The organism is Paenibacillus sp. W2I17, assembly GCF_030815985.1.
Lineage (GTDB): Bacteria > Bacillota > Bacilli > Paenibacillales > Paenibacillaceae > Paenibacillus.
In genome coordinates this window covers 611,615-624,729 of sequence record NZ_JAUSXM010000001.1, presented here as the reverse complement: position 1 = coordinate 624,729, position 13,115 = coordinate 611,615, and the positions used below count along the sequence as shown (strand labels likewise).

At 45.6% G+C, this 13,115-nt stretch carries 11 protein-coding genes; 5 read left to right on the top strand and 6 right to left on the bottom strand.

The window, feature by feature from the left end:
* Positions 1 to 212: 212 nt before the first annotated feature.
* The 5 genes from QF041_RS02885 to QF041_RS02865 form a co-directional block, all read right to left on the bottom strand.
* Positions 213 to 2,957, bottom strand: a complete 2,745-nt coding sequence (locus QF041_RS02885) for a CHASE3 domain-containing protein (protein ID WP_307411640.1) — start codon at positions 2,955 to 2,957, stop codon at positions 213 to 215.
* 176 nt (positions 2,958 to 3,133) lie between these two features.
* Positions 3,134 to 4,522, bottom strand: coding sequence for a class II fumarate hydratase (gene fumC / locus QF041_RS02880; RefSeq protein WP_074095411.1), 1,389 nt, complete (start codon positions 4,520 to 4,522; stop codon positions 3,134 to 3,136).
* Positions 4,523 to 4,654: 132 nt separating this feature from the next.
* A complete protein-coding gene (locus tag QF041_RS02875; protein ID WP_307411634.1) occupies positions 4,655 to 5,665 on the bottom strand; it encodes an aldose 1-epimerase in 1,011 nt (336 codons plus the stop codon).
* A gap of 179 nt (positions 5,666 to 5,844) precedes the next feature.
* Entirely contained in the window at positions 5,845 to 6,654 is an 810-nt protein-coding gene (locus tag QF041_RS02870; protein WP_307411631.1) for an MBL fold metallo-hydrolase, read from the bottom strand.
* A 180-nt stretch (positions 6,655 to 6,834) separates the two neighbouring features.
* Positions 6,835 to 7,107, bottom strand: coding sequence for a hypothetical protein (locus QF041_RS02865; protein WP_307411627.1), 273 nt, complete (start codon positions 7,105 to 7,107; stop codon positions 6,835 to 6,837).
* A gap of 234 nt (positions 7,108 to 7,341) precedes the next feature.
* On the opposite strand from QF041_RS02865, the gene QF041_RS02860 reads away from it, so the two are divergent.
* From QF041_RS02860 to QF041_RS02845, 4 genes are all read left to right on the top strand, one after another.
* The gene (locus tag QF041_RS02860; protein ID WP_307411624.1) at positions 7,342 to 8,574 is read left to right on the top strand and encodes an aminopeptidase; all 1,233 of its coding nucleotides are present in this window, start codon (positions 7,342 to 7,344) and stop codon (positions 8,572 to 8,574) included.
* Positions 8,575 to 8,665: 91 nt separating this feature from the next.
* Positions 8,666 to 9,898 carry an aminopeptidase gene (locus QF041_RS02855; RefSeq protein WP_221821568.1) on the top strand — a complete coding sequence of 411 codons (1,233 nt, stop codon included), beginning with the start codon at positions 8,666 to 8,668 and terminating at the stop codon, positions 9,896 to 9,898.
* Positions 9,899 to 10,144: 246 nt separating this feature from the next.
* Entirely contained in the window at positions 10,145 to 10,735 is a 591-nt protein-coding gene (locus QF041_RS02850) for an RNA polymerase sigma factor (RefSeq protein ID WP_307411621.1), read from the top strand.
* On the top strand, positions 10,713 to 11,666 hold the full coding sequence (locus QF041_RS02845; RefSeq protein ID WP_307411618.1) for a hypothetical protein: 954 nt from the start codon (positions 10,713 to 10,715) through the stop codon (positions 11,664 to 11,666). Before QF041_RS02850 ends, QF041_RS02845 begins: the two co-directional genes overlap by 23 nt.
* Positions 11,667 to 11,668: 2 nt before the next feature.
* On the opposite strand, the gene QF041_RS02840 is transcribed toward QF041_RS02845, so the two are convergent.
* Positions 11,669 to 12,181, bottom strand: a complete 513-nt coding sequence (locus tag QF041_RS02840) for a hypothetical protein (RefSeq protein WP_307411615.1) — start codon at positions 12,179 to 12,181, stop codon at positions 11,669 to 11,671.
* Between the two features lie 233 nt (positions 12,182 to 12,414).
* On the opposite strand from QF041_RS02840, the gene QF041_RS02835 reads away from it, so the two are divergent.
* The gene (locus QF041_RS02835) at positions 12,415 to 13,065 is read left to right on the top strand and encodes a hypothetical protein (protein ID WP_307411612.1); all 651 of its coding nucleotides are present in this window, start codon (positions 12,415 to 12,417) and stop codon (positions 13,063 to 13,065) included.
* Positions 13,066 to 13,115 lie beyond the last annotated feature (50 nt).

Below are 13,115 nucleotides of genomic sequence, written 5' to 3'. Positions count from 1 at the left end.
CTCCCATATATATAACACAATGTTATGTCATTCTGGTTAACGAAACTAAATCTCGCATTATTTTTCTAATTAAATCCATATTTATGCGTTCAACTTTTATTTGTTGTTAAGTATTATAACATCATTTTTCTGAATAAAGCTTACACGGCAAAAAAATAAAACCTATGACCTAATTACAGCGCACTTCCCTGTAATCGGCATAGGTTTTTAGATCAGATTTCCATGGTTTCGTGATTCATCCATAATTTCATACGGGATAACACATCTTTGATATTCAGCGGTTTGCTGAGATAGTCCGAAGCGCCTGCTGCAATACATTTCTCCCGATCCTCTTTCATGGCCTTGGCTGTCAGCGCAATAATCGGAAGCTGGGTCATGCCAAGCCGTTCACGGATCTGGCGAGTCGTCTCATAACCATCCAGTTCCGGCATCATAATATCCATCATGATGATATCAGGTTTGACTCCCCCACGCTCCAGCAATTCCAGACATTCGTACCCATTCTGAGCTGAGATGACATTCATGCCGTATTGCTCAAGAGCGTTAGCCAGCGCATATACATTTCGTATATCATCATCAACGACAAGCACTTGACGACCACTGAGCAAAGATTCTTCCAGAGGTGTCAATAAAACATCAGATTGTCCGGAAGTTATGGAAGGAAGCTTTTCGACCTCAGGTGTAGTGGTAGCCACCTCATTCAGGAACAACCGCGATGCATTCATAGTCTCAGGTTCATCTCTTCGCAGTGGCAGGAACAGCGTGAACACACTGCCATGTCCTTCACGACTTGTTGCCGAGATTGACCCACCCAACAAAGTCGCAAGTGATTGAGAAATAGACAGGCCAAGTCCTGTTCCGCCATATTTACGTGCCGTAGCCCCATCCGCCTGTTTGAATGCATCAAAGATCTGTAGAAGTTTGTTTTCCGCAATGCCAATCCCTGTATCACTGACGGAGAAAGCAATCACGTCGGTCTCTTGGTCTTTCACTTCAGGATGAGCCAGACTCATCTTCGAGATGGTTAAGGCAACTTCACCCTCACTCGTGAACTTGAATGCGTTCGAGAGCAGATTTCGGAGAATCTGGTGCAATCTCATCTCATCCGTCACGATGGTTTCCGGTAAAGGACTTTGGAGCTGAATTCGGAAATCTATTCTTTTCTGCTCAGCTGTTTTCAGGAAATACTGATTCATGACTTCAGGCAGACTGCCCAGATAGACATCATCAAAATCCACTTCCATCTGCCCGGCCTCTACCTTGGATAGATCCAGAATATCATTGATCAGATTCAGCAGGTCTTTACCTGATTTGTGAATGACTGAAGCATAGTTCTGCTCTTCACTATTCAAGTGTTGGTTTTTATTCTCAGACAAGATTTCGGATAAAATCAACATGCTGTTAAGAGGTGTCCGCAGTTCATGGGACATGTTCGCCAAGAATTCGGATTTGTACCCCGAGCTTGTTCGTAACTGATCTGCCACAACTGCAAGTTCATTAGCTGATGTCTCAGCAGCACTCTTCTGTATTTCCAGGCGATCATTAAGCATATGAAGCTCTTCGGTCTGCATTTGCAGTTCCTCCGTCTGAGACAGCATCTCTTCGGTCTGAGCCTGAAGTTTCTCCGATTGTGCCTGTAATTCTTCATTCAGAACTTGTGACTCATCATATAATTGCTGTAATTCCATGCGAGTGACGGTCGAGTGTAGGGAAACACTAAAAATATCCGTCAGTTCTTGCATCAGCTTCATATCATTCTCTTGCAACGGCTTCATTGAAGCAAGCTCGATTACCGCAATCGTTCTGCCTTCGAAGAGGACCGGTACTACAGTAAGTGATGTGGCAGATGTATACCCAAGCCCCGAAGAGATTCGGATATAGTTCTGGGGCAGATCATTCATGCGTAAAACTCGCTTCTCCACAGCACTTTGACCTACAAGCCCCTCACCCGGAGCAAGCGACACTTTACCGAGCGAACGTTCTTTCTCTCCATCCCCAGCATATGCAGCCAAGCGCAGCAGTCGATTGTCTTTCCAGTAATATAAGACGCTATATGGAACTTCAAACAACATGGCTAGCTCGTTCAGGAACAAGCGAGACAATCCCTCCAGATTGGTCGGGTTCTGTAAAAGTGTGGCAATCCCTGTGATCTGGTCCTTGACCCGATTCTGTTCCTGTACTTCATCCAGTAATTTGTTGGTTTCGTGGCCTAGGTCTCCCACTTCATCATGTGTTCGAACCTGAATTCGCTGCTTCAGGTTTCCACCTTTGGAGATATCACTGATGGTTTGCATAACATCTCGCAACGTTTTAACGATATTTCCTGATATCACAATCGCAGCTACAATGGATAATGCTGCAATAATACCCCACAGCGTGTACATAATCGTCAGCAGTGTGGAACTGCGTCTGGCAAGTTCGGTAACCCTCGCCTCGGTCAGAGCGATCTCTGTGTTACGAAAGGTTGTAAGTTGAGAGCGCAGTAGATCAATTTCAGTTTTACCCGGATCAGATTCGAAGAATGCAACAACTTTCGCTTGATCCCCTTGTTTTTTCAAGTCCACCGACGGCTCCCCAGCAATCTCAATCCAGCGTGTTATATGAGCTTTGATGCTTTGCAGACTCTGCTGCTGTGAAGGATTATCGCTAATGAGAGCATTCAACTGATCATAGTTGGAACTCCACTGGGATAGACCTTGGGAGTAAGGCTCCAAGTAACTTTCATTGCCTGTAATCATGAATCCACGCTGTCCTGTCTCCATGTTCAAGACATTTTTTTCAATCGCGTTGGTCAGATTATGTACTTCCAGATCATGATGGGAGATAAAATCATTTTCCTTCTGTAACACATTAATTTGGGCCGTAAGCACTAGCAGAACAGCTCCAAACAAAAGCACAACCACAAGATAGCCCAATAAAATTTTGGAGCGTATCGTAAATCTTCTCGTTTTTGACAACGCGGAAACCTCCAAATATATACGAATCCCATAATTAAATTAAAACTGGTGCATATGTAGTTTATATGTATACGTATAGTCTGACAAGCTTTAAGTTCATCGGTAATCATAAGAAAAACGACCTGCTTGTGCAGGTCGTCCTCTTCAGTGATCTATATTGCTCATTATGGCTGATTTTAGGCCTTTGGAGCGATCATTTTGGCCGGATCGACATATTGATCAAATTGCTCTTCGGTAAGCAGGCCCGTTTGTAACGTCGCCTGTTTCAAAGATAAACCTTCTTTGTGTGCAAGCTTCGCGATTTTGGCTGCATTCTCATAACCAATATGCGGATTAAGCGCTGTAACCAGCATAAGCGAATTGTTCAGATTATGTTCAATCTGATCCAGATTAGGCTCGATGCCTACGGCACACTTGTCATTAAACGCAATAATGGAGTCCGCCAGGAGTTGCACGGATTGCAAGAAGTTATAGATGATAACCGGTTTGAATACATTCAGTTCAAAATTACCCTGACTTGCCGCGAAACCAATCGCTGCATCATTACCCATGACCTGCGTAACCACCATAGTAATGGCCTCGCTCTGAGTTGGGTTGACTTTACCTGGCATAATGGAGCTGCCTGGCTCATTCTCCGGAATACGGATCTCGCCCAATCCACTACGAGGACCACTAGCTAACCAGCGAACATCATTGGCAATTTTCATCAAATCAGCTGCAAGCGCTTTAACCGCACCGTGCGCATATACAACTTCATCATGACTTGTAAGTGCGTGGAATTTGTTTGGTGCAGATACAAAATCTTTCCCTGTATGTTTGCCAATCTCCTTGGCAGTGAAGTCCCCAAAGTCCGGATGCGCATTAATACCCGTTCCGACAGCTGTACCGCCAATTGCAAGCTCCTTCAGATACTGTACACTTTCACGGATCATACGCTCACTCTTGCCCAGCATGGCTTCCCAACCACTGATCTCCTGGCCAAGCGTAATTGGTGTTGCATCCTGGAGGTGGGTACGTCCAATCTTGATAATATCCTTGAATGCCTCCGACTTGTCTGCAAAAGTGGCTTTTAATACCGCAATGGCCGGCAAGAGTTGATCCTCAACAGCCAAAACACCTGCGACATGCAGAGCCGTTGGGAATGTATCGTTGGAGCTCTGGGACATATTCACGTCATCATTTGGATGCAGACGCTCTTCCTTGCCCTTTTGCTCAAGCAGTTGGTTCCCCAGATTCGCAATCACTTCGTTCACGTTCATATTGGATTGTGTTCCGCTACCAGTCTGCCACACTACCAATGGGAAATGGTCATCAATTCGGCCTGCAATAATCTCGTCTGCTGCATAAGCAATAGCATCTGACTTAGCCGCAGATAATTTACCTAATTTATGGTTACTGGCCGCAGCACTTTTTTTCAAAATGGCAAGGGCACGTATAACTTCCATCGGCATATGTTCACTGCCAATCGGGAAGTTCTCCTTGCTGCGCTGCGTCTGAGCTCCCCACAGCCTGTCGGCTGGTACTTTCATTTCGCCTAACGTATCTCTCTCAATGCGGTATTCCACTTGCTTGTCCTCCTCCAAAAAGATGGTTTGGGTCTCTACAAAGCTTGTGTATCTCGTCATATTATACATGATTTGCGAGCAGGTTTTCACCTTTTCGACAAAATTGTAAGCGTAGCGCAAAATGAGCGTGAATTATTTTTGTGACGCAATTGGATACAATCGGCTGCTCTGTTCGAATAGTTCACCTGGTTCCAAACCAATCAATCCGATTTCTTCTGCCGGAGTGCCTTCAACATTCGGGGCATTAACCAGGTTCATCTGTGGTTCAGGACAGAAGAATTCGCCACCCATGTTATTGTTCCAGATCATCCAGTGTTTGTACGAAGTACCCACATCGTATACCAGTTTGTCTCCAGTACGGTGATCCGTAAGTTCCATATAGTTACGTCCATTCTGCGGCTCCGCAGTGTAATGATTATCCATGGCAGCAAAGAACGGACTAACCCCGTCTTTTTTCAATTGTTCTTCCTCAGGTGTAAGCGGTTGAAATTGTCCTGTTGGCAGAGATCGCTCATTCAATTCACGACGTTGTCCAATCGTAACTTTAGCCGTGTAATCCGAGGCCTGACTGTCCGGTGCAAAAGGTACAGCAATCGCCGTGTGGAATGCAAACAAATTCGGCATATATTCAGTCCCGTTGTTGCGGACGATCAATTGTTGCTGAAGTCCTTGGCTGCTCAAAGAGTAACGAAGCGTCACCGTGAACGTAAACGGCAGGTACTGATAGAATGTATGTCCTTCTTTCACGTCCTGGCTAAGCAACACATAACTCTCCAGCTGATCAGAACCGTATCCCTCAACCTTCCATTCGGCATCATGCAAAAATCCATGCAAATGGTTACCCGTAGCCGGTTCGTTCACAGGCAACTGATAGACTTTACCATTCCACGGGAAACGTCCATCCTCATAACGGTTTGGTGGAGAAAGAATCGGAATTCCATAGACCGCAGGTGCAGCCATAAATTCATCCATCTGATCCTGATTCGGCTCTCTCAAATAACGGAAACCCTTTTCTGTATCACGGAAAGCAACGAGGTTGGCACCCACGCTTGGAATAACTGCCGCTTCAAACTGATTAAAACGAAGCCAAACGGCCGGAATCCCTCCAAATTGTTCTTCAAATGCTGCATTTTGCTGTGTCATCGTTATATGTACCTCCTGCATACTAAGGTTATATTATACGGCTCGACTATATCATGCCCGAGCGCAAAATACCAATCTATGATAGAGAACAAATTCATAATAGAAAGACAAAAAAGACAGGAAAAAGACAGCTGCAATACGTTACGGCTGTCTCTGCTGTCTTTCATAGGATGGTTCAATTAATCCACATATTTGCCGTGATCCGGCACAGCGTTCTCTTCAAAATCCAGATCAAGCCGCTTCAAGGATTCACTCAGCATATCTCCGCTCAAGGCATGCCCATGCCCGGTAATCGCAAGTTTCGGCTCCAGATGCCTTATATGCTGGACAGATTGATGAGCAGCCTGCCAATCGGTTGTAAAATAGGAAGGCGGGCCATGCAACTGTTTGTCCTGAAGCAACACACTCCACAGCGACTCCTGCTTCACTGTGATGATCGCGTCTCCCGCAATTAACAAACGGTCTGCTTCCCGAAACAGCGACACATGTCCAGGCGTATGACCTGGCGTGTGCACCCACTCCCATCCTGATAGACCTGGAACGGAATGATCTTTGGGTAGACTGAATATCCGATCATCCAGATTGATTGCCTCATTAGGATAAGCAAATGACAACCTGGACATTAAACCTCCACCTACAGAAGGGTCCGCTGGCGGGTAATCTTTTAATCCCGTTAAATACGGAATTTCAAGCGGATGAGCATACACTGGCACACCCCAGAATTGTTCCAGCTCAATAACGGTTCCTACATGGTCGAAGTGACCATGCGTCAATATGATCGCAGACGGCGGACCTTGAAATCGTTCTGTTGCAACCTGAACAATATGATCTGTGAACCTCGCCATTCCGGTGTCCACGAGGACCCAGTTCCTGCTTCCTGGCTCTCCGATGAACACGACATTAACGAATAGTGTACGTAGACTGAGAATATCGGGCGCGACTTCTTCAAGTCCCGTCAACCCTTCTGTAATCAGATTGTCAGATGCCATTCACGGTTACCTCCCATTAGGCGGATTGTCTCTCTGGTTCCATTCATCTCGTAGACTTCCCTTTTCTGGATCATCTATTCAACATTTCCAATAAAATAGACGGTATACACCCTGTTTCGGGCATACACCGTCTAGTATAGTCATCGACACAACACAATAGAACAAGAACATCTCGGCTAGTTAAGCCGGAAATGCCTCCAAAGCAGCATCGAGCAATTGATTGTACAGATCGTCATCATTTTCAAGCAACTCGTCCATACGCATTAACTCTTCTTCATCACCGGATTGCTCCGTGAAATGCAAGCTATAGTCCCAATCTTTTCCGTTCTTGCTCATGAAGGTAATCTCATATACTGACTTTTCGCCTTCTGTGCGGTAAACGGTATTTCCCACGTATCCTTTTTCACCTTCACGGCGCATTTCAGCACTTATAATTTCAATATTCACAATCATTCTCTCCTTTAATCTTTCATCTACAGTCGGTCTCCAACATTTCTGGTAAACCTAGTTTGGTAATTATTATTGGTTAATTGTACAATATATAACGTAGCAACGTATACCTTATTCAATGAAGGAACCATTCTGAGTCCTTACATAGTTGTAATGAGGATTATAATACGTGTTTGAACAACATCTATATTAGCCAACAAGCTACGATATTATTATCACATTGGAGGAAAAAATAGCATGAATACTTTTGAAACGAATCTGCAGCAATATGCTGAACTGGCTGTACAAGTCGGTGTCAATGTCCATCCTGGACAGACACTCGTGGTTAACGCTCCAATCTCGGCAGCACATTTTGTACGACTGATTGTCAAAGCAGCTTACGGTAAAGGTGCGAAATTGGTCAAAGTAAACTGGAGCGATGAAACCGTTACACGTCTTCATTACGATCTTGCACCTGATGAAGCCTTCTCCATTGAACCGAAATGGTTTGCAGCTGAAATGACTGAACTCGTTGAAGAAGGTGCCGCTATTCTGCACGTCATCGCTGAAAATCCGGATCTGCTGAACGGTGTAGCGCAGGAACGCATTATTACCAGCCAAAAAGTGCGCGGCAAAGCGCTCGAAAAATATCGTGCTTATCAGATGGCTGACAAATTCAGCTGGTCTATCGTGGCCGTTCCTTCTCCGGAATGGGCAGCTAAAGTGTTCCCGGATCTGCCGGAAGCACAGCAAGTGGATCGCCTGTGGGACGTCATTTTCAAAACGGTACGGATCGGTGAGCAGGATGCTGTTGCCGAATGGAAAACCCATTTGCAAAACCTGGATTCCCGCGCTGATCTGCTGAACAACAAGAAATACAAAAAACTTCACTATACAGCTCCAGGCACAGACTTGACCATTGAACTTCCAGAAGGTCATATCTGGGTATCCGGTGGAAGTGTGAATGAGCAAGGACATGTCTTTATTGCCAATATGCCTACCGAAGAAGTATTCACGGCTCCGCTGAAAACAGGTGTTAACGGTACAGTGCGCAGCACGAAACCACTGAGCTACGGCGGCAACCTGATTGACGGATTCTCCCTTACATTTGAGAACGGTCGAATCGTAGATTACACCGCTGAGCAGGGACTGGATGCACTCAAAAACCTGATCGAGATGGATGAAGGTGCACACTATCTGGGTGAAGTAGCCCTCGTTCCACATCAGTCCCCAATTTCCGATACCAATATTTTGTTCTACAATACTTTGTTTGATGAAAATGCCTCCAACCATTTGGCGATTGGTAATGCCTATGCCTTCTGTCTGGAAGGTGGTAAAACGATGTCCAAAGAAGAGCTGATTGAACGTGGCATGAACTCCAGTCTCACTCATGTAGACTTCATGATTGGATCCGGAGAAATGAACATCCACGGTGTGACCTCCGAAGGCGCGGAAGAGCCGATCTTCCTGCAAGGAAACTGGGCATTTTAATAACCGTTTGATGTGATTTAGGAGAGAGGAGATTACTCCTCTCTTTTCATGCGTCAACAGGTCGAAAATTCAACAATTGGAGGGAACTCATATGTTAAGTTTTGAACAAAAACTGGATCGTTACGCCGAACTGGCTGTAAGAGTAGGTGCTAACGTGCAACCAGGACAAGTATTTGTCATCTCTGCGATGATTGATACCGCTGAATTCGTACGTTTACTGGTACGCAAGGGATATGAAGCTGGCGCCAAGCAGGTTATTGTAAAATACGGAGATGAAACCGTCAATCGATTGCGGTTTGAGATGGCCCCTGAGGAATCCTTCCAAGAGCCGCCGAAATGGCATGCAGCGGAGCTTGAAGAACTGGCGGCCAATAATGCAGCCTTTCTGACCGTATTGTCATCCAGCCCAGACCTGATGAAAGGTATTGACCCGGAGCGAATCTCGACCCATCAGCGTACATTTGGTCAGGCTATGGCCAAGTACCGTCAGTATCAACAGGCGGATAAAATGAGCTGGACGGGTGTGGCTTGTCCTTCCCCCGATTGGGCAGCCAAAGTATTCCCGGATCTCCCGGCAGCCGAGCAGGTTAGCCAGCTGTGGGAAGCCATTTTTGCTGCGGTGAGAGCCGATCTGGAGGACCCTGTAGCGGCTTGGGAACAGCATATTGAACGACTGGAGACCAAAGCCGTTGCCCTGAACAACAAGAAGTATCAAGCATTGCACTTCCTCTCCCCAGGGACGGATCTTACTGTCGAGCTTCCAGAAGGTCATATCTGGGCGCAGGCTGGTAGCGTGAATGAGCAAGGCACCCCTTTTGTCGCCAATATCCCGACAGAGGAAGTATTCACTGCTCCAGCCAAGCACGGTGTTAACGGCAAGGTGTCCAGCACCAAACCACTCAGTTATGGCGGCAGTATCATTGATCGTTTTTCACTCACATTTGAGAACGGACGTATCATTGATTTTCATGCTGAAGAAGGTCAGGATATGCTGGAAAGACTCATTTCCATGGATGAAGGATCTCATTACCTCGGCGAAGTCGCTTTGGTTCCCTTCCATTCACCGATCTCTGAGAGTGGTATCCTGTATTACACTACATTGTATGATGAGAATGCGTCTTGCCATCTTGCGATTGGCAGTTCCTATGCATTTAATATCGAAGGTGGCAAAACGATGTCTCCGGAAGAACTTGCAGCCCGTGGCATGAACACCAGTATTACTCATGTGGACTTCATGATGGGCTCACCCGAGACGGACATCTACGGTATCACAGCAAACGGCGAACGTGAAGCCATCTTCCTTAAGGGAGACTGGGCATTCTAACAGATTACGGAGAGTTATCTCTCTTAATGTATTTTTCTGAATAGTCGAAAAGGCTGTCTTGCAACCATGTTTTCATGGTTGGCGAGACGGCCTTTTATTAATTTTCAGCAAACTTTCCCGCATGTTATATACACTTCCCTCATCTGGTTTTCCCCGGAGCAACCTCCCATTGTATCGTTTCCATATTATGTTGTAAAATGTAATGATACCAATGTTTGTGGATTGTTCACCAGAAAGGAGAACATCATGGCCAATCGGCTTCAGTTATTACTAGCCTCAGATTTCCATAATTTAGGCTCTGCACTTCAAGAAGAAGTGTATTATGAATATTATAATATGGTACATGGTCTTATCGTTTATATCATCAAGGAGCGTGCTGCAGCAGAAGATATTATTCAGGAAGCTTTTATCAAAATCATTAAAAACAAACCCATCTTTGAAGACGAGGTCAAACTGAAAGCCTGGCTCAAGGTCGTCACACGGAACACAGCTATTAATTATCTGAGAAAAAATAAAAATAACCGTAACCAATTGGATACGGATAGTGTTTTTATAGATATGGAGACGATGAATCAGACGGCAGCTTCCGTGGAAAGCATGGTAGAAACGCAGATGATGGAAGAGTCCATTGAATATTATCTCGGACAGCTCAAACCGGAATACCGTGTACTGGTGGAGTTACGGTGGAAAAAAGGTCTCTCCTACCGAGAGATGGCCGAACTGCTGGATACCTCCGAAGACATTGTGAAGCAACGTTTGTTCAGAGCCCGTGGCAGTATCAAGAAGCAATTACATAAGGAATGGGGTGGAAGCATTGAGCAAAGGCAAGTCCGATAAGCACGTGGAGCGATTCGATTCAGAGCTGGAAGACGAATATTTCGACGCTGCGTTTGAGCTGGCTTTTGATGAAGCTTTCCATCAGGCCGTCTCTGCCCCTTCCGCCTCCCATACCGAATCCATGCAGCAATCCTGGCAGAAGGTACACAGGGAAATTAACAGAATCGGTTTACGTAAAAAAAGAATACGTACCTTGCGACTTTCAGTTGTCGTAGCTGCGTCCGTGACCATCGGAGCCGTTATTTTCAGCCTGCCGTCCGGTACGCAAGCGGTATCCCCTTTTGTGCAATCCATCAAGGATTGGGGCAATGGCATGAAATCCATTATCATTGAGGATCGCACGACCCAACTGGGGGCTGATCCGTCAACAGCCAAAACGCCTCCACCACCGGAAACCAGCTTAGACGACATTCTTAAAGTACAAGAAGAAGAAGCTCTTAATACACCTTCGTATGAGTTATCGAGCCATTTGTTTCGTCCAGTACTTGTTACGGAAGAGATTGCACGCGAAGGGTTCATGGGTGACTTTCTGTTATCCAATGCCATTCCCGAGAGATTCAACAAGGTCAAATTCGAACTCGTGCTTGATACTGAAAACCCTGTGAATCCAGACGATTATTATGAGTCCACACAAATGAGAGTTCAATATACCAGTGAAGGCAAGAGCATAGAGGATGAGATTATCCAGTTTGATTATGTCTATGTCATGCCTGGGGAGAAAATTGAAGGGGCCATGCTTCGTGATATGAGCACCGTAAAGCTGGCGGATGGCTCGGAAGCACTGATGTATATCGGCCCACCCTATAACTCCTTTCAGTGGATGATGGGTTCCAACAATATGAGTCTGTTTGGCACCCTTTCGGAAGAAGAAATGACTGCTATCGCCAACGATTTTCAAGAGCAGAAGTTTCCGGGCAGCACCCGTCGATAAGATCAGAATAACACGGTGCCAGAGACATGTTTGCTTGTTTCCGTGGTACTTCCATCATACGCTGTATGAATACTGGTAACGCGATAATAATATCCTGGCATAACGGTCCAATCCGATGCGGCATTCAGTAAGTTTGTATTCGTTGCATTGTTGGAACTCGTTTTAAAAGTTACCCATGCTGTTCCTGTCCAGCGCTCAAATCGATAATCTACGGAAAGTGTCTTCATTGCTGTATATGTCATGGTCTTGGTATTGACGATAGCCGATAGTCCACCCCCAGGAATGACTGCACCGACCGCTTGATAGATATGTCCAAGCTCTCGAGTGTTAGCAAGCGAATGGATGGATGGTTCCGGCGGCGGCGGTGGTGTAAGGGCACCAGAGGACACGTTGATCATCGGGCTTGCAACGGCTGGTTCGGACATAGGTATAGCCAGGATTGTTGGCACCATTAACAAGGCAACAAGGGTTATTTTTAGTATAGATGCTGCACTCTTCGTTTTCATTTTCCGCATATTGATCCATCCTCCGCTTCCATATTTGATTTTGTGTAAGGGTATAAACGGACGGATCGGGTGACAGGTTTCAAAAAAAAATTAGACGCTCCGATGTTTCTGTCGGCAGCGTCTTTTGTCTTTGCATGCATCTCCAGCATGGTTGAAACCTAAATTATTCCAGCCCGTATGTATTGGGTAACGGATACACGAAACCATATGAACCAACAAGATTTGCAAATGAGGTGTATAACTTGAGTAAATTTCAATCCAAATCCAGGAGGCATCGTCACAGCTCCAATCCGAATGAACTACATATCGAAGTTTCCGGCTCGTTCAAACGTTGGCTTGTTATCTTGGTGAGTGCGCTTACCGCAGGGACCTTAATATATTTCTTGGCTACAGCCCGGGAAAGCTGGATAAGCATGGGGATTGACCGCTATGTATTGCCCTTTATGATCTGGGGACTTCTACTGTCCCCCATCCTTGCTTTTCTTTTCCTCAAGCAGAGCGGACGAACCCTTTCCCATGTCAAATTTTTACGTGTTTTCGGGATCGCTTTCTGCCTTCTGCCTCTGGTACTTCTGTTTTATGTGTTACCCGTAACACTTGGCATGGTGAATGATCACCTGACCCAGTTTAAGCAAAATCCCGTGTTATCCACCACTAAGGTGGGGGACTACAATTCTTACGAGGTTACTTTTGTCGATACGCCTATGTACGCCATCATCACCATTAAAACACCGACAACAACCCAATCCACTCGAAAAAAGCTGAATATCCAGCATGATCTGGCTCCGGGAGAGAATGTTTACGTCACTTATAAGCGAATTTCTATAGAAAATAGCTTAGTCACGGACAATCGTTACGCCGATATTGTCATTCATGCACCCAAAGAATCATGAGCATGCAAAAAAGCTGTACGATGACCATTACGTCACCATACAGCTTCATC